The following is a 16,682-nucleotide window of genomic DNA, read 5'->3' as shown; positions in this document are numbered from 1 at the left end:
ATGCGTGTTCTCATCGCCGGAGGCCACGGCAAGATCGCCCTGCTGCTGGAGCGTCACCTCGCCGCGCGCGGCGACACCGCCGTCGGCCTGATCCGCAACCCCGACCAGGCCGACGCGCTGCGCGCCGCCGGCGCCACCCCGGTCGTCTGCGACCTGGAACACACCGACCGCACCGACCTCGCCGCGCACCTCGACGGCGCCGACGCGGTGGTCTTCGCCGCGGGCGCCGGCCCCGGCAGCGGCGCCGCCCGCAAGGACACCGTCGACCGGGCCGCCGCCGCGCTGCTCGCCGACGCCGCCACCCACGCCGGTGTCCGCCGCTACCTGCTGGTCTCCTCCATGGGCGTGGACAACCCACCCGCCGCCGGCGCCGACGACGTGTGGGCGGCGTACCTGCGCGCCAAACGCGCCGCCGAGGACGACCTGCGCGCCCGCGACCTGGACTGGACGGTGCTGCGACCCGGCCGGCTCACCGACGACGAACCCACCGGACACGTCACCCTCTCCGCGCACGCCGGGCGGGGCGCGGTGACCCGCGCCGACGTCGCCCTGGTTCTCGTGGCGCTGCTCGACGAACCACGCACCGCCGGCGAGACCCTGGAACTCGTCAACGGGCCGACGCCGGTCGCCGACGCCGTCCGCGCCAGCACCGCCGAACCGACGTGAGGAGCGCAATGGCCGCGCAGCCACTGGACCACCGCTTCACCGCGCCGATCGAGAAGGACGGCGCCTTCGCCACCTATGTGACCGTGCCTGACTCCGCCGAACTGCTCGGCACCCGCCGCGCCGTCAAGGTCACCGGCACGATCGACGGTCACCCGTTCAGCGCCACCCTCATGCCCTCGGGCACCGGCCCGCACTGGCTGCCCATCCGGGCCGCCCTGTGCAAGCTCATCGGCAAGAGCGAGGCTGGCGCCGAGGTCACCTTCCACCTCGACCAACGGCTCAGCTGACCGCGGCAGGATGTCCTGCCCCATCCTGCGCACCCTGGGCCTCGGGGTCGGCTGCCGGGGGCGGGGCATGGTCTCGGCGGCGGGTGCGGGTCGGTCGGAGCTGGAGGACGGCGACGGAGGACAGCACCAGGGCGCCGCCGGCGAGCTGCACCGGGGTCAGGGATTCGCCGAGGATGAGCGCGGCCAGCGCGGTGGTGACCACGGGTTCGAAGGTGGACAGGATCGCGGCGGTCGATGGGCCGGTCCGTTTCAGGCCGGCGAAGAAGGTCAGCATCGCCACAACGGTGGAGACCACGGCGATGCAGGCCAGCCAGAACCATCCCGGCGCCTCGAAGTCGAGGTCGACCCCTCCGGTGAACAGGGCGCGCGCGCCGAGGGTGCCGGCGGCGCCGGCCATCACCAGTGCGGCCAGCAGCACGGGCGGCAGCCGGTGCACGACGGTGTCGGCGACGAGGATGTAGCCGGTGTAGGTGAGCGCCGAGGCGAAGGCGAGCAGCGCCCCGAGCGGGTGGAAGCTCACGCCACCGGCGCCGATCAGGACCAGCAGCGTTCCGCCCGACGCGGCCACCAGCGCGGCGCCGCGTCCCGGGGTGAGCCGGTCGCGGCCGAGCAGTACCGCCGCCACGGTGACCAGGACGGGGTAGGTGTAGAGGATCAGGGACAGCAGCGAGGCGTCCATCAGTTGCAGAGCCGAGAAGAACAGACTCGCCTGTGTGGCGTACCCGATGGCACCCAGCCCGATGGCGGTGGTCAGCACCCGGCCGCGCGTCGCCGACGGCCGGTTGCCCGGTTCGCCCCGGTACGGACCCGGCTCCGTTCGGCGCAGGCCCGGCCGCACGAGCAGGACCAACCCCAGCAGCACGGCGGCCAGGGTGAAGCGCACCAGCAGCAGCGCCCCGGGCGAGACGCCGGCGTCGTAGGCGAGTTTGCCGAAGATCGCCATAGCGCCGAAGCACGCCGCGGACCAAAGGCACAGTGCGGGACCCATGCCGACAAGGATCAGCGACCAGACTCGCCAGGTCCAGCGATGATTCATGCAGGTGACTCGTTAGAATTCCCGCATGATTGCCTTGGATCTGCGGCGGCTGCGCTTCCTTCGCGAGTTCGAGGAGCGGGGCACCCTGGCCGCGGTCGCCGCAGCCCTGGGTTACAGCCCGTCGACGGTCTCCCAGCAACTGGCCATCCTGGAGAAGGAAATCGGCGCCCGGCTGTTCGACAAGGCCGGGCGGGGCGTACGACTCACCGACGCCGGACACCTGCTTGCCCTGCATGCGCGCCTGCTGCTGTCAGCGGCCGAAGCGGCAGAAGCCGCCCTGGCCGCGTTGAGCGGTGAGATCCGGGGCACCGTACGCGCCGGTGGCCTGCAATCGGCGACCCGTCGCCTCCTGGTTCCGGCCCTTGCCCGCATGAACGTCGACCACCCGCAGGTGCGCGTGGAGATCTTCGAGCTGGAACTCGAACAGTCCCTGCCAAGCCTGCGCCTCGGCGCCGTCGACCTGGTCATCGGCGACGAGTACGACGGCCACCCCCGCCCCCGCCCGGCCGGGCTGCGCTTCACGCTCCTGCTCGAGGAGCCACTGAAGATCGTGCTACCGGCAGCGCACCCACTCGCCCGGCCCAAACGCCCCGTCGCGGTCGCCGAACTGCGACCCGACATCTGGACCACGTCCGCCGAGGGCACCGGCCACCACGCCATGGTCGTCGGGACCTGCCGATCCCTCGGCGGCTACGAGCCCGACCTGCGGCATCGCTGCAGCGACGCCGACGTGCAACTCGAACTCGTCCGCGCCGCGGCAGCCGTCGCCCTGATGCCGGCCCTGACCCTGCCCACGGACGACCCCGCTCTCGCCATTCGCGACATCGCCGAAGCCACTCTCAAACGCCGCCTGGTCGCCGTGACCCGGGACAGCCCCCCGGCTCCCGCGCTGACCGCCCTTCTGACGGCCGTAACGAACCAGGTACACACGCTCAGCCCCGGCCCTCGATAGCCACCGCGACCGCCTCGGCAGCCGGGTGGGGTCCGCCAGGCGGACCCCACCCGAGCATCACCGCTGCTGCTGGTGACGCGGCAGCGCCGTCTGCCCCGCCGCGCCGACCGCGAACGGCGCCCCCGGCGTCTCCTTCGCGATCCGGTCCATCGTGCGGGCCAACTGCTCGCTGCCGTCGTCGAGATGCCGCGCCGCCGCCTGCATGTGCGACACCATCATCTCGCCGAAGATCCGCAACGCCTCCCGGGTGGCCACCGTGTCGTCGAAGCTCGACCCGGCCGAGCTGCGGTAATCCGCCACCGCCCGCTCGGCCTCCTGCTTCGCCTCCTCCGCCGCCGCCTGCATGTAGCTCTCGTACTGCACCCGGGCGTACTCGGCGACCCGCCGCGCGTAGTCGTGCGCCTGCGCGATGATCTGCTCCGCCTCCCGCTGCGCCGCGGAAAGCAGATTCACCTCCTTGGCGGCCGGCACCTTCGCCGCCGCGCCCGTACTCGGGATCACGCCGTGCCGGTGCAGCTCCACCCGGTCGTTGAGCCGCTCGTTCTCCGCGCGCAGGTTCGCGACCTGCGTCGCCAACAGGTCCAGCTCATCGGCGACCTGCACCCGGAACCGGTCCACATCGGCGTTGTCGTAACCACGCCGACCGAACGACGCCGTGCCGAACTCCCACCGCCGGACCCGGTCCGCGGTCATCCGCACCTGCACACCGCCGACGACCTGCACGCCGTCGTACCGGCTGATCGGGGTCGCGCTCACCGAACAACACCTCCGGAGTTGTCACCAGCGGTCGACTGCTCCACCGCCGTACGCCAGGCCGGGCCGTACCAGTGCTTGCCCAGGCCCTCGTGGTGCACCTGATCCGAGTGGTAACCCGCCCGGACCAACGTCTGCACCGCGTGCGAAACCATCTCGTCCGACCCGCACACGTACACGTGCCGGGAGCGCCAGTCACCATCGGCCAGCGCCCGGTCCACGGCGTGCACGAACTCCCCCGACCGGTTCAGGTCGGCGCCCACCACGTAGGTCACCGTCAACCACGGGTACGACGACGCCAGCTTGTCGATCGCGTCGCTGTCGTAGAACTCGCTGCGGGAACGAGCCCCCACGTACAGGTCCACCCGCCGTCGGGAACCCTCCGCGGCGACCTGCTCCACCAGCGCCTTCACCGGCGCCCAGCCGGTGCCCGCCGCCAGCAGCACCAGATCGCTGGAACCCGCCGCCCACAACGACAGCCGATCCCCCACCGGCGCCGCCAGGTGGATGCGGTCACCCACCGCCGAGCCGTACACCAGCCGCGAGGACACCGCGCCACCCGGCGCGGCCCGCACGTGCAGCTCCAGGGTGCCGTCCGCGCGGGGCGCGTTCGCCGGCGAGTAGTACCGCCACGAGCGCACCGCCGGATGCGACACCCCGATCGACTGACCCGGAGTGAACGGCAGCAGGTACTGCGGGCGCACCGTGAGCACCGCCACGTCGAACGCCCGCCGCTCGTGCGCGACGATCTCCGCCACCCACCACGGCGGATTCACCGTCTCCGCGGCCTGCGCGGCCTCCGACATCACCTGCGCGACCAGCCCGTACGCCGCCGCCCAGTCCTGCGCCAACTCCTCGGTCCACTGCTCGGCCAGGAAGTGCTGCAACGTCGCCAGCAGCGCCTCACCGACCGCCGGGTAGTGCTCCGCGCGGACCGCGAACTTGCGGTGGTCCGCGCCGAGGTCCCGCAGGAAACCCACCAGATGATCCACCTGGTCCACGTTGGACACGATGTGCCCGAGCGCGGTCACCAGCCGGTCCCGCTGCCCGGCCATGTTCGTCGGGAACATCTGCCGTGTCTCGGGATGGGACAGGAACAACGTCGAATAGAAATAGAGCGGCACCTGGTCGCCGTGCCCGGCGACCAGGGACCAACTCTGCTTGAGTCGAGCCGCGTCCACGATCAGACGCCCGGACGGTTCCCGGCGGCCACCACCTGGTTCTGCACCTGCTCCAGCACCGTCTGCACGTCGGCCAGGATGTCCGCCGGCACACCCAGCTCGGTCAGCGTCACGATCAGGTGCTCACCCACCTTGACGTAGTGCTCCACCGGGATGTTCAGCGGCTGGTGCGCCTCGGCCAACCCGCGGCCGGCGTACTCGTTCGGACCGCCCAGCACCGCGGTCAACATCAACGTCAGGTGCCGCCGCTGACCCGGCATGTTCACATCGGCGAAGTAGCCCGCCAGGTCCGGGTCGGCGAGCACCTTGTCGTAGAACAGCTCGACGGCCGCCTTGACCGAACTGGCACCGCCGATGCGGTCGTAGTGCGAGGCGGGAGCGGCTTCTTCGGTAACCGTCACGGTCGTTCCTTCCGGGGTGGAGAGTCGCGCTGGGTCGGCGCGGAGGGGCAGTGGACCACCGGAGCGACATCGTCATGCCACGGCGCCACACCGGGGACCGTGGGCGACCATAGCGTGTCGACGTGGCCCGGCGAGCGCCCCCCTATCGGATGCCCGACAACAATCCGACACAGACCGTCATCACGACCGACGCCGCCGTCCACACTCGGCAACCGACCCGACACACACTGTGGATCATCAAGGTGTCCACCGGGCAGCGAGGAACCGCCGACCTGACGCGCAGTCACCGATCGGCAGCGGAAAAACTAAACGTGAAAACCGGGCGCGTCGACAGCCCCGGCGACCCAAGCAGCGCTCAGCCGGCCCGTCGCCGGGCTCGCCGCGCCGCCAACTCGTCGCCCACCGGATCCGACCCGGACGCCGCCACCGGCTCCACCGGGCCGCTCGTCGCCGGCTCCGCCGGCAGATGCGACAACGAACCCTGGATCTCCTTGAACGCCCCACCGATCGCGATCCCGAACACGCCCTGACCACCCTGCAACAGGTCGACCACCTCCTCCGGGGACCGGCACTCGTACACCGTCGTCCCATCGGAGATCAGCGTGATGTCGGCCAGGTCCCCCACCCCACGCGACCGCAGCGCCTCGATCGCCTTGCGGATGTTCTGCAGGGACACCCCCGCGTCCAACAACCGCTTCACGACCTTCAACACCACCAGGTCGCGGAACGAGTACAACCGCTGCGTCCCCGAACCCGAGGCGTCACGCACGCTCGGCACCACCAGCGCCGTCCGCGCCCAGTAATCCAACTGCCGGTAACTGATGCCCACCGCGTGACATGCCGTCACACCCCGGTAGCCCACCGAACCGTCACCCTCAGTGGCCACACCCGGCTCGTCCAACTCCGTACCCGGATCAGGATCCTGCGGCTCGTGCATCCGGACAACCTCCCCGTCAGTGCGGCGACGCGTCGTTTCCCGGACGCGCACCCCTCGACACGGCAACCCTATCGCCACCGTCAGGGGTTACCACAGAGGAACCGACGCGACACGCCGCGCAGCCACCGAGAAAGATCACCAGAAGCGCCAAGGATCACCCACAGTGACGCCTCGTGAAGGGCCGGGAAGACCGGCTCAGCCCGCGAAGTCCTCCGGACGCACCTGCTCCAGGAACTCGCGGAACTTCTCCACCTCGTCCTCCTGCTCATCCGGGATGACGATCCCCGCTTCGCTGAGGACCTGCTCGGCACAACGAATCGGCGCACCGACCCGCAACGCCAACGCGATCGAATCGCTCGGCCGCGCCGACACCCGCACCCCGTCGCCGATCAACAGATCCGCGTAGAAGACGTTCTCCTTGAGCTCGGTGATCTCCACCGCCTGCAGAGGCGCCTGCAACGCCGCCAACACGTCCCGCAGAAGATCATGCGTCAACGGTCGGGCCGGCTTGACCCCCTGCTGCTCATAAGCGATAGCCGTGGCCTCGACCGCGCCGATCCAGATCGGCAGATAGCGGTCCCCCTCGACCTCCCTGAGCAGGACGATCGGCTGGTTGCTGGGCAGCTCCACCCGAACTCCGACCACGCTCAGCTCGCGCACCGCCGCCTCCGTGTCGTTGTCACCTACGCCGCACCGCGCCCTTCCCTGCACGGTACACGGACCGCGACACGGCCGTCCCATGCGCTACGGCACCACGCCCGCGCCAGAAAGGGGTTACCCCGGCGAGCCTACGGCACGCTTCCCGGAAGAGATCTTTCCGCTCAGCCGCCACCCGCCGGGCCCCTTCACCGGCCCAACGTCGAACGCAACCCCACCCGCACCAACGCGGCGTGCAACTGCTCCGACAACGCCACCAACTCCCGCGCCGTCTCCGCCGCCCGCGCCCGCGCCGCCGGATCACTCTGCCGCGCCAACGGCGCCACCAACTGCGCGAACAACCCGACCTCACGGTCCGCCGCGGTCCGATAACCCCGCAGATGCCGCGGCTCCAACCCGTACGCCGCCAAACCCGCCACCGCCGACGCGATGATCAACGCGTCGCCGTCATACCACCCCGGCGGATCCGACACCAGCACACCCAGACGCTCCAGCTCGACCAACGTCGACTCGTCGATCCCACTGCGCGCGACCAGATCAGCCCGGCCGAGCCGCACCTGCGACGACTCGGCCGGCTCCGCCGACTCCCGACCCGGCACAGCGCCATCGGGCCCCACCGCGACCAACGCCGGCCGCGACCGCCCCGGCTGCTCACCGGACGAGTCCCACTCGGCCAACTGCTCACGGATCACCCGCAACGGCAGGTACTTGTCCCGCTGCGCGGTCAACACGAACCGCAACCGCGCCACATCGTCCCAGCTGTACTTCCGGTAACCCGCCGCAGTCCGCTGCGGCTCGACCAGCCCCTCGGCCTCGAGGAACCGCAGCTTCGAAATCGTCGTGTCCGGGAAGTCCACCCGCAACTGCCCCAGCACCTCACCGATGCTCATCAGCGGCTGGGACCGGGCCGCCCCGGGTGGCGTGGAGGCCGCAGGCTCGTTCACCCCCGGCCGGCCTCCTCCTCCGGGCGCGGACCGGCGATGAACACCACCCGGAACTTACCGATCTGAACCTCGTCACCATTGCTCAGCGTGGCCGCCTCGACCCGCTCACGATTCACGTACGTGCCGTTCAGGCTGCCGACGTCCCGCACCGTGAACGTGCCACCGTCCCGGTGGAACTCAGCGTGCCGCCGCGACACCGTCACGTCGTCCAGGAAGATGTCACTGTCCGGGTGCCGGCCACTCGTCGTCACATCGTGGTCCAACAGGAACCGGGCACCCGCATTCGGGCCGCGACGAACCACCAGCAGCGCCATACCCGGCGGCAACGAACCGGACATCCGGCTCGGCACCACATCGGTGTCCGGCCCCTCCAGCACTTCGTCGAGCGAACCGAGATTGAGCGTCGAAGTGACGTCGAGCGGGGGGAACTCGTCGTCTGGGCGCGTCATGGGACCACCTCACGGATCTGTTCGGTTGGCGTCGGGTAATGGCGGGTCTGGCCGCCGGGCACTCGAACACCCGGCGGCTGGCTCCCCGTGCCCGGGAAGGCAATTCCGCAACGCTCAACACTTGGGTTCTTCTCGGTCGACTGGGCGAGCCTAGCCAGCGCCGAAATGCAGGGCAACCGGACGCGCGCAGACATCCCACGCACCGGATCAAGCACACTCAGCCTTCGGTGATCTTGCGGTACGCGCCCGCCGTGAGCAACCCGTCCACCGCTGTCGGATCATTCGGGGTGATCTCCACCAACCAACCCGCACCGTACGGCTCCGTGTTGATCAGCTCAGGCGTGTCACCCAGCGCCTCGTTACGCGCCGCCACCGTACCGGCCACCGGCGCGTAGATCTCCGACACGCTCTTGGTCGACTCGATCTCACCCAACGAGTCACCGGCCGCAACCACCGCACCCGCCTCGGGCAACTGCACGTACACGATGTCACCCAACGCGTCCTGCGCGAAGTGCGTGATGCCGACCCGAACAGAACCGGTGCCGTCACCCGCCACCCACTCGTGCTCAGCGGTGTATCGCAGATCCTCGGGAATCACCAGACGCGTCCTTCATCCATCGGTGCCCCGGACCACCCGGGCCCGGCGCGGCCGCGCCGGTCAGGAGACCGGACGGGCGTGATCCAGCTTGATCGGCGCGTGCAGCGCCGAAACCTCGACAACCCCACGCTCCTCAACGGTCACGTTACCGCCGACACCCTGGACCGACGCGACCACCCCACCAGGAATGTTCAACGCCGTACGCATCGTCGCCGGGTCACCGATCACCGTGATCGTGAACGGCGCCGCCAACCGACGCCCCTCCACCACCAACGACCCGCTCTCCCCATCCAGGAAGTACGTCGACGCGATGATCCGCACCGTCGCCCGATCACTCCCGGAAATCTGCATCGCCTCCGCACCGGCGCCCCGCAGTTCCTGCACCGCGTCCAGCACCTGGTTCGCCGAGATCGGCTTACCGCCGCCAGCGTCGAACCGCACGGTCAACCCCGGCCCCGTCGCCGGCAACGTGCCCGCCAGGATGCCCAACTCGTCCGCCCGCCGCGTCGCCTCGTCCAACGCCGCCTGCCGACCCTGCTCACCCGAACGCAACTGCCGCTGGCTGTCCTCCAACGCCCGGATGTCCTGCTGCAACCGGTTCTCCCGGGCATCCAGGTCCGACAGGATCCGCACCAGGTCCTCCTGCCGCGTCGCCCCCAGCGTCGGATCCGTCGACGTGGTCTTGAACTGCACCACCAGCGTGAAGCCCAGCAACGCCAACAGCGCCACGATCATCACCCCGGCCGTGCTCCACCGGAACCGACCCCACGCCAGCGACCTCGCCGGCGCCACCGGCTCCTCAGCCGACCCCGTCGACCCGTCCGACCGCGACACACCGCTCAGGTCCACCGTCGCGCCCTCGTCGACCGGCGCCCCCCTGGACGCCTCGGCCAGCTGCTCCTGCTCCGGCTCCCGCTCCGCCGGCCCCTGCGGCGCCAACGGGCTCAACTCGTCCGGATCCGGCGCGTCCGGTCGCGGATCCGGCTCACCCGCCGGCCCACCCGGGCGCACCGGACCCGCGGGCTGCGGCCACCCGGTACCCGTGTCGGTCTGCTCATCGCTCATCACTGACAAACCTACGCCCGGAACAGGTGCCGACGGATCGCCGCCACGTTGCCGAAGATGCGCACCCCGAGCACGACCACCACACCGGTGGACAACTGTCCGCCCACGCCCAACTGGTCACCCAGATACACGATCAGACCAGCGACCAGCACATTCGAGATGAACGACACCACGAACTGCTTGTCGTCGAAGATCCGATCCAGCTTCGCCCGCACCCCACCGAACACCGCGTCCAACGCGGCCACCACCGCGATCGGCAGGTACGGCTGCAACGCCGCCGGCACCGTGGGATCGAGCCACACGCCGAGCACCACACCGGCGAGCAACGCCAGCACCGCGATCATCGGCCACCTCCGGAGGGGCTAGCGGTCGTCCCCGAACCGGACGACCCAGGACTGCCGGACCGGACACCCGACGCGGAAGGGCTCGGACTGACCGACGGCTTGGCGTAGCGTAGCTGCGGCTCCGGCGCCGCCGGCAGGGTGAGGTCCTCCGCCTCCCGCACACCGAACGACAGACCGGTCTTCTGCGCGACCTCCCGCATCAGGTCCGCGCTCCGACTGTCCTCGAACCGCCGCTGCAACGAGCCCGGGCCGATCGCCGACACCTCGTACGGCCCGGTCACCGGCCGGAAATCCACCAGGATCGCCTCACCCGCCAACCGGATCGTCGACGTCGAGGTCAACCGCTGCCCGTTGATGGCGATCGCCTCCGCGCCCGCGCTCCACAACGCGTTCGCCACCCCCTGCAGGTCGCTGTAGAGCACCCGGGGCGGCCCCGCGCCCGCGCCGGTCACCACATCCTGGTTACCCGGCGCGTCAGCCAGCCGCACCACCACGCCGTCTCCGCGCACCCGACCCAGCCCGGTGCTCGCCTCCAGGTTGCGCAACCGCGCCGCGGCCGAACCGCTCAACGCCGCGTCCCGCTGCCGACTGACCTCCTCGCGCAGCTCGTCGGCGCGTGCCGAGAGCCGGTCGGTCTCGCTCACCCGCTCCTTGATCTGCGCCACCAGCCCGGAGCGTGCCTTGCTGCGCCCCGGCTCGTCCGCCATCGTCTGCCGGTACGCCACCGCGAAGAGGAAGCCCAGCACCACCACCACGACCAGGCTGACCGAACGCGCCGGCCAGGCCCGCCACCCCTGCGGCGCCTCGGGCGGAGGCGACCGCCTGGCGGCCGCCGCGTCGGCGTACCCCGGGTCGAGCGGGTTGCGGAACAGCTCGGTGAGGAAGTCCGGCGCGTACACCCGCTCCGGCCGGTTGCCCCCGGACCGCGGCGCGCTCACGCTGCCGCTCCCGGGTCGCGTGCCGCGCGCACCAGCCGGGCCGCCTGCACCACGTACATTCCGCCGGCCACCCAGTAGAGCACCAGCCCCCACCAGGCCAGCCCCCAGCCGATCGCGGCGGCCGCGGTCGCCACACCGGTCGACGCGGTGGCCAGCAGCAGCACCGGGAACGCGGCGAGCAGCAGGAAGGTGGCGGTCTTGCCCACGTAGTGCACCGGCGGCGGCCCGTACCCGTAGCGGCGCAGCACCCCCAGCGAGCCGAGCAGCAGCAACTCCCGGGCCAGCAGCGCCGCGGTGAACTCCCACGGCACCACCTCCCGGGCGGTGAAGGCGAGCAGCGTGGCGAGGATGTAGAGCCGGTCGGCGAGCGGGTCGAGCAACTCCCCGAGTCTGCTCACCTGGCGCAGCCGGCGGGCGATCCAGCCGTCCACCCAGTCGGTGGTGCCACCGATGGCCAGCACGACGAGCGCCGCCACGTCGGCACGGGCGACCAGGAACAGGTAGAGGAAGAGCGGCACGCCCAGCAGTCGCCCGAAGCTGATCAGGTTGGGCAGGGTGAGCACCTGGTCACCGGGAGTCTGGTCACCGGTGTCTCGCGGATGCTCTGCCCGAGCCGGCCGACGCGACACCGAACCTCCTCCGCGGCACGCTCCGACGCCCGGCCGACGTCGGGCGCGGCGGAGGTCGTACGCGCTGTCGGGCCGGCCACCGCCGGCTCCCCCTGCGGCCCCGGACGGGACCTCTTCCCTGACACGACCCGCGATCTCGATGATCACGGGCCGGGTGAGTGCGCTGCCACTATATCGGGCTCTCGCCCCTGCCCCGGGTGCCGCGGCCCGCCGTTCGGTGCGGCTCTGCCGCACTGTGGCGTGGATCACCACGTGTAGAGCGTCCTAGGATACTAGTGGAAGGGCGTGGCGCGGAGTCAGGCGGTGCGTACCGCGGAGTCGGTCTGCTGCTCCGGCACCGCCTGGGTCGCCGCCCGACCGAACGCCAGCAACGCCAGCAGCAGGTCGTGCTGCACCCGCGGCGACATCCGGTCCAGTACGACCTGCACGGCGTGCTGCCGCCGTTCGGCCAACTCCCGCAGCAGGGTCTGCGCGGCGGCGGTCAGCACCAACCGCACCTCGCGCCGGTCCCGTGGATCGGCCACCCGGCGCAGCAGCCCGGTCGCCTCCAGGCGGTCGCAGAGGCGGCTGGCGGACGAGGGCACCACGTCCAGCAGCTCCGCCAACCGGTTGACGTTGGTCTCGGCCCGGCTGCTGATCAGCGTCAGGACCCGCAACTGGGTCGGCGGCACCTGGTGTCGCGACGCCGCCGACTCGAGCACGGCGATCAGCGTCTCGGCCGCCGTGTCGATCGCCGAGGCGAGATCCGCAGGTCGCTCCACCCGATGTCCCCTGCCGTCGTCGCGCTGGTGCCCGCCCGATGGAGCGGCGGCGACTTTCACCCGCCGTCCCGATCGCGCGGACCGTGCCAGTCCAGGCAGACCACGACGGCGTCGTCGCGCGGATCGGAGTCCACGTGGTAGGCATGCAGTTCGCGCATCACCGTACCAACCGCCTCGGTCGCGGGCTGCAACCGCGTGGCGCGCAGGGAACGGGTCATCACCCGCTGCCCGTACGGCTCCCGGCCCGCCGGCTCGGCGGCCCACACCCCGTCGCTGACCACGAAGACGCGGTCACCCGGTGCGAGCTGGAACTCCTGCAGCTCATAGCGAGTCTCGGCGAACATGCCGAGCGGCAGCTGCTGCTCCAGCTTCAGCGGCTCCACGACCGCGCCCCGCAGCCGGAACATCCGCGGCGACCCGGCGTCGACCGCCCGTACCCGCCCGGTGCCGGTGTCCAGCTCCAGCAGCAGGGTGGCCACGTGTCGGCGACCCCGGTGCTGGTAGAAGACCGTGTCCGAGGCCAGTTCCGCCTGCTCCACGAGGCCACCGCCGGAGCGGCGCGCGTTGCGCATCGCGTTCACGGTGACCGCGGTCAGCAGCGACGCGGCCAGGCCGCTGCCCTCGCCGTTGAGCACCGTCACGGTGAGCCGGTCACTGTCCAGTGACCAGTCGAAGTGGTCCCCGCCGACGGTGTACGCCGGTTCGAGCTGGCCAGCCAGATGGAATGCGGGATGCGCCACGCTGCGCCCGGGCAACCGGTCCCACTGCATCTCGGCGGCCATGGTCAGCCGCTCGCGGCGTCGGGCCCGGCGGTACCGGTCGGTCCCCCGGTCCGCGGCCCGCATCGCCATCGCCAGGGCACCGGCGATGTCGGTGCCGACGCCGGTGACGGCCGGGCCCGGTACGGCCGGCAGCTCGATCAGCAGCACGCCCAGCCGCTCCCCCCACACCGTCAGCGGCAGGTAGAGCCGGCACGGGCCCTCCTCGGCGGCGTCGCGTACCGGTTGCTGGCTGCTGAAACAGCGCTGCGCCATGGTGTGGCAGGCCAGGAACCCGGCCGCCGGCAGGTCCGGATCCAGCACCGGCCAGAGCCCGCTGATCCGGTAGTCGGCGACGAACACGTCGGTGCGCACCGCCTTGAGCGCCGAGCGGATCGCCCGGTCCGCGGCCTCGGCCAGCTGGTCGGGCGGGGCCTCGCGCAGCGCACGCGACACCACGTCCGGGGCGTCCACCATGGTCGTCCTCTCCAGAAGCTTGCTACAGGGCAAGCATCATACGGACGCCCACGGACCGCCCGTCGGCGCGGTCGCCGGAGGTCAGTCGCCGCCGCGGGTGGCCAGCACGCCGTGGAACGCGTCGGGCACCGGTGCGGGCGGGCCGTCCGGCCGCCACCGGTTGACCGGGACGATGCCGTCCGCCGTCGGCGCCCACCGACCCAGCAGCGGCGCGAACGCGGACGGCGCGCGCATCCGGAAGGTCGGTCCCATCATCGCCAGCGCCTCCGGATGATCAGCCAGCTCCTCGGTGTCGAAGTCCACGGCGAGCATGCTGCCCGGCGCCGCGGCGGCGTACAGCTCGTCGAGGGTGCGGGCCAGCGTGTCGTCGTCGAGGAACGCCGCCAGCCCGAGGAAGATCACCCCGACCGGCCGGCGGCCCCAGCCCGGGACGAAGCGGTGCAGCTGCGCCGGGTCGACGGTGCCGATGTCGGTGGCGTCCCCGAATCCGTAGCCGGCCCGGTCGCTGCCGGCGAGGATGCGCTGCCCCAGCCGGATGGTGACCGGGTCGACGTCGGTGTAGAGCACGGTGGCCTCGGCGGCCACCTCGTGCACGTTGCCCATCGTGGGCACTCCCGCGCCGAAGACGAGGAACCCGTCGACGCCCTGCCCGGCGATGGCCCGCACCGCCCGACCGAGAAAGGCCCGCAACTCCCGGAACACCGGCGCGCACGGCCCGTACGCCTGCTCGAACGCGGTCGCGGCGGCCACGTCGACGGGGAAGTGGTGATCCCCACCGAGCCAGAAGTCGATCATGCGGGCCGTGCTCGGCTGGTCCGGCTCACCCATCGACGACGCTCCCTCCCGGCTGGTCGTCGCCAGCGTACCGACCCGGACGCTCTGGGCAGTATCGCTCCGTCGGACCGTCCCCGCCGCGATACTGGTCCCGGGGGAGGTGGCCCGGTGAACTCGGCGCACAGCGCGGCCGTGGTGGTCGGCGTGGACGGCTCGGAGCCGTCCCTGCGCGCGGTCCGCCTCGCCGCCGCGGAGGCCGCCCGCCGACACCGGCCGCTGCGCGTGGTGCACGGGTTCATCTGGCCACTGCTGCGCGTGCCGGACTCCCCCGCCCCGGACGCTCCCCCCGGCGGCGGGCTGCGCCACCAGGCTGAGGAACTCGTCGCCGCCGCCGTGGCCGAGGCCGAAGCCACCGCACCCGGGCTGTCGATCTCCGGCGAGATCATCGACGGCGAGGCCTCCGCGGTGCTGGTGGGCGAATCCCCCACCGCCGCGCTCATCGTGCTCGGCGACCGCGGGCTGGGCGGATTCGCCTCGCTGGTGGTCGGGTCGGTGGCGGTGCAGGTCGCCGCGTACGCCGACTGCCCGGTGTTGGTGGCCCGCGGCGCGGAACGTCCCGACGAGCCGGTGCTGGTCGGGATGGACGGTTCGGCGGCGTCCCGGCTCGCCGCCGAGTTCGCCGCCGAGGCCGCCGTGGCGCGCGACGTGCCGCTGTTGGCGGTGCACGCCTACCGGCATCCGCCCAGCACCGGCCCCGGTGACATGCAACCCCTGGTGTACGACGAGGCGCGGCTGCACGGCGAGGAGGAGCGGGTGCTCACCGAGTCGCTGGCCGGGCTGACCGAGCGCTGTCTCGGGCTGCGGCTGACCTGGCGGGCGGTGCACGGCCGGGCCGGCACCGTGCTCGCCGAGGCGTCCGGCTCGGCCCAACTGGTGGTCGTCGGCGGGCAGGGGCGCGGCGAGGTGACCGGGTTGCTGCTGGGGTCGGTGAGCCAGTCGGTGCTGCACCACGCGCGGTGCCCCGTCGCCGTGGTGCGCGGTCCCCGCTGACACCCGGGGTTGGCCCGCGGCCAGACGGGTAGACGGCCGCGGTACGCCAACGGCGACGAAGGAGGCAGCAGATGCCAGGACCACGGCCGGGCAGCAACGCCTACGACAAGCAGCGGGCGCGGATGCGCAACGCGATCGACGACTCCGGACGGCGGGTGCCCGACGGCAAGGCCAACCAGGTCGCCAACCGGATCCTGCAGGAGGATCGCGGTCAACGGGGCGTGGTGCGCGGCGAGCGCACGTACGGCCCCAAGAGTGAGCGCGAACCAGGCGACCCGAAGTGAGGAGGGCCGACCTGGCCGACGGCGCCATCGCGGGCGCCGTCGGCAGCACCGCGCTCAACGTGGTCAGCTACCTGGACATTGCCCTGCGGGCGCGACCGGCGAGCAGCACCCCGGAGCAGACCGTCGACCGGCTGGCGAGGATCGCGCACGTACAGCTGGGATCCGGGGCCCCGGCGACGAACCGTCGCTCCGGCCTCGGGGCCCTGGTCGGCTACGGGCTGGGCGTCGCCGCCGGCGTCGCGTTCGCGCTCTACGCCCGTGGCCGGCGACAGCCGCTGCCGGTGGCCACCGGCGTGCTCGGCGCCGGCGTGATGACGATGACCGACGGGTCGATCACCGCGCTGGGCATCACCAACCCGCGCACCTGGCGGCGCTCCGACTGGATCGCCGACATCGTGCCGCACCTGGCGTACGGGCTGACGACCGCCGCCACCTGGAACAGGTTGCGGCGGCCGTCACGTGGCGGTCGTTAGATCCGGTTGTCGCTGTCGTCGTCGGCGATCGGCTCACCGGTCGGGCCGTACGGCGACACCTGGCCCTTGGGCACCGGCCGACCCGCGTCTCCACGAGACGAGCCGCGGTTCAGCGGGTGTCCGGTCGGGTTGGGCCCCTTGCTGTCCTGACTGGTGGCTCCCTTGGCGTTGCGCCGGAGCTCCTCCTGCTGCGGGTTGACCACGGGTGTCTCCCTCCGGGTATGGCAGGCGGCATCGACCGCCTCCACCGAACGCATACCCGCCCGAC

The 16,682-nt window shown here is 71.8% G+C and carries 23 protein-coding genes; 6 read left to right on the top strand and 17 right to left on the bottom strand.

The window, feature by feature from the left end; translation table 11 throughout:
• Together ACFYPS_RS03015 and ACFYPS_RS03010 are read left to right on the top strand one after the other, a co-directional pair.
• Positions 1-666, top strand: a complete 666-nt coding sequence (locus ACFYPS_RS03015) for an SDR family oxidoreductase (RefSeq protein WP_354968297.1) — start codon at positions 1-3, stop codon at positions 664-666.
• 8 nt (positions 667-674) lie between these two features.
• Complete coding sequence (locus tag ACFYPS_RS03010; RefSeq protein ID WP_354968296.1) at positions 675-953, top strand: DUF1905 domain-containing protein; 279 nt, start codon at positions 675-677, stop codon at positions 951-953.
• On the opposite strand, the gene ACFYPS_RS03005 is transcribed toward ACFYPS_RS03010, so the two are convergent.
• Complete coding sequence (locus ACFYPS_RS03005) at positions 946-1,941, bottom strand: DMT family transporter (RefSeq protein WP_387322387.1); 996 nt, start codon at positions 1,939-1,941, stop codon at positions 946-948. The genes ACFYPS_RS03010 and ACFYPS_RS03005 overlap by 8 nt on opposite strands.
• Before the next feature lie 73 nt (positions 1,942-2,014).
• Here ACFYPS_RS03005 and ACFYPS_RS03000 point away from each other — a divergent pair, with 73 nt between their 5' ends.
• Entirely contained in the window at positions 2,015-2,941 is a 927-nt protein-coding gene (locus tag ACFYPS_RS03000; protein ID WP_354968294.1) for a LysR family transcriptional regulator, read from the top strand.
• A gap of 57 nt (positions 2,942-2,998) precedes the next feature.
• Here ACFYPS_RS03000 and ACFYPS_RS02995 read toward each other — a convergent pair whose 3' ends face one another.
• The 15 genes from ACFYPS_RS02995 to ACFYPS_RS02925 all read right to left on the bottom strand — a co-directional run bounded on the left by ACFYPS_RS02995 (position 2,999) and on the right by ACFYPS_RS02925 (position 14,661).
• Positions 2,999-3,697 (bottom strand): DivIVA domain-containing protein, encoded by a 699-nt coding sequence (locus ACFYPS_RS02995; RefSeq protein WP_354968293.1) that lies wholly within the window; start codon positions 3,695-3,697, stop codon positions 2,999-3,001.
• Positions 3,694-4,875, bottom strand: a complete 1,182-nt coding sequence (locus ACFYPS_RS02990; RefSeq protein WP_354968292.1) for a globin domain-containing protein — start codon at positions 4,873-4,875, stop codon at positions 3,694-3,696. Before ACFYPS_RS02990 ends, ACFYPS_RS02995 begins: the two co-directional genes overlap by 4 nt.
• A 2-nt stretch (positions 4,876-4,877) precedes the next feature.
• Positions 4,878-5,276, bottom strand: a complete 399-nt coding sequence (locus tag ACFYPS_RS02985; RefSeq protein ID WP_354968291.1) for a group 1 truncated hemoglobin — start codon at positions 5,274-5,276, stop codon at positions 4,878-4,880.
• 355 nt (positions 5,277-5,631) lie between these two features.
• A complete protein-coding gene (locus tag ACFYPS_RS02980; protein ID WP_354968290.1) occupies positions 5,632-6,213 on the bottom strand; it encodes a MerR family transcriptional regulator in 582 nt (193 codons plus the stop codon).
• Between the two features lie 195 nt (positions 6,214-6,408).
• Entirely contained in the window at positions 6,409-6,873 is a 465-nt protein-coding gene (locus tag ACFYPS_RS02975) for a bifunctional nuclease family protein (protein WP_007460347.1), read from the bottom strand.
• Positions 6,874-7,058: 185 nt separating this feature from the next.
• Positions 7,059-7,760, bottom strand: coding sequence for a MerR family transcriptional regulator (locus tag ACFYPS_RS02970; protein ID WP_354968312.1), 702 nt, complete (start codon positions 7,758-7,760; stop codon positions 7,059-7,061).
• Between the two features lie 50 nt (positions 7,761-7,810).
• Positions 7,811-8,263, bottom strand: a complete 453-nt coding sequence (locus ACFYPS_RS02965) for an FHA domain-containing protein (RefSeq protein WP_007071101.1) — start codon at positions 8,261-8,263, stop codon at positions 7,811-7,813.
• 217 nt (positions 8,264-8,480) lie between these two features.
• Positions 8,481-8,861, bottom strand: coding sequence for a glycine cleavage system protein GcvH (gcvH, locus tag ACFYPS_RS02960; protein WP_089020879.1), 381 nt, complete (start codon positions 8,859-8,861; stop codon positions 8,481-8,483).
• Positions 8,862-8,921: 60 nt separating this feature from the next.
• Positions 8,922-9,929 carry a DUF881 domain-containing protein gene (locus tag ACFYPS_RS02955; RefSeq protein ID WP_354968289.1) on the bottom strand — a complete coding sequence of 336 codons (1,008 nt, stop codon included), beginning with the start codon at positions 9,927-9,929 and terminating at the stop codon, positions 8,922-8,924.
• 8 nt (positions 9,930-9,937) lie between these two features.
• Positions 9,938-10,270, bottom strand: a complete 333-nt coding sequence (locus ACFYPS_RS02950; protein WP_007460356.1) for a small basic family protein — start codon at positions 10,268-10,270, stop codon at positions 9,938-9,940.
• Positions 10,267-11,208, bottom strand: coding sequence for a DUF881 domain-containing protein (locus ACFYPS_RS02945; protein ID WP_354968288.1), 942 nt, complete (start codon positions 11,206-11,208; stop codon positions 10,267-10,269). Before ACFYPS_RS02945 ends, ACFYPS_RS02950 begins: the two co-directional genes overlap by 4 nt.
• Complete coding sequence (locus tag ACFYPS_RS02940) at positions 11,205-11,837, bottom strand: CDP-alcohol phosphatidyltransferase family protein (protein WP_354968287.1); 633 nt, start codon at positions 11,835-11,837, stop codon at positions 11,205-11,207. Before ACFYPS_RS02940 ends, ACFYPS_RS02945 begins: the two co-directional genes overlap by 4 nt.
• Positions 11,838-12,133: 296 nt before the next feature.
• On the bottom strand, positions 12,134-12,598 hold the full coding sequence (locus ACFYPS_RS02935; protein ID WP_354968286.1) for a MarR family transcriptional regulator: 465 nt from the start codon (positions 12,596-12,598) through the stop codon (positions 12,134-12,136).
• Positions 12,599-12,654: 56 nt separating this feature from the next.
• A complete protein-coding gene (locus ACFYPS_RS02930) occupies positions 12,655-13,833 on the bottom strand; it encodes a PP2C family protein-serine/threonine phosphatase (RefSeq protein WP_354968285.1) in 1,179 nt (392 codons plus the stop codon).
• Positions 13,834-13,914: 81 nt separating this feature from the next.
• Positions 13,915-14,661 carry an SAM-dependent methyltransferase gene (locus ACFYPS_RS02925; protein ID WP_354968284.1) on the bottom strand — a complete coding sequence of 249 codons (747 nt, stop codon included), beginning with the start codon at positions 14,659-14,661 and terminating at the stop codon, positions 13,915-13,917.
• A gap of 114 nt (positions 14,662-14,775) precedes the next feature.
• Here ACFYPS_RS02925 and ACFYPS_RS02920 point away from each other — a divergent pair, with 114 nt between their 5' ends.
• From ACFYPS_RS02920 to ACFYPS_RS02910, 3 genes are all read left to right on the top strand, one after another.
• Positions 14,776-15,657, top strand: coding sequence for a universal stress protein (locus ACFYPS_RS02920; protein ID WP_354968283.1), 882 nt, complete (start codon positions 14,776-14,778; stop codon positions 15,655-15,657).
• Positions 15,658-15,728: 71 nt separating this feature from the next.
• Entirely contained in the window at positions 15,729-15,941 is a 213-nt protein-coding gene (locus ACFYPS_RS02915) for a hypothetical protein (RefSeq protein ID WP_007460364.1), read from the top strand.
• Positions 15,938-16,414 carry a hypothetical protein gene (locus tag ACFYPS_RS02910; RefSeq protein ID WP_354968281.1) on the top strand — a complete coding sequence of 159 codons (477 nt, stop codon included), beginning with the start codon at positions 15,938-15,940 and terminating at the stop codon, positions 16,412-16,414. The genes ACFYPS_RS02915 and ACFYPS_RS02910 overlap by 4 nt, the downstream gene beginning before the upstream one ends.
• Here the strand turns inward: ACFYPS_RS02910 and ACFYPS_RS02905 are convergent.
• On the bottom strand, positions 16,411-16,617 hold the full coding sequence (locus ACFYPS_RS02905; protein ID WP_354968280.1) for a hypothetical protein: 207 nt from the start codon (positions 16,615-16,617) through the stop codon (positions 16,411-16,413). The two genes, ACFYPS_RS02910 and ACFYPS_RS02905, sit on opposite strands and share 4 nt — an antisense overlap.
• Positions 16,618-16,682 lie beyond the last annotated feature (65 nt).

Origin of the sequence: Micromonospora sp. NPDC005087, from assembly GCF_042872965.1 — a bacterium.
Taxonomy (GTDB): domain Bacteria; phylum Actinomycetota; class Actinomycetes; order Mycobacteriales; family Micromonosporaceae; genus Micromonospora.
This window is presented reverse-complemented; position numbering and strand designations above follow the sequence as displayed.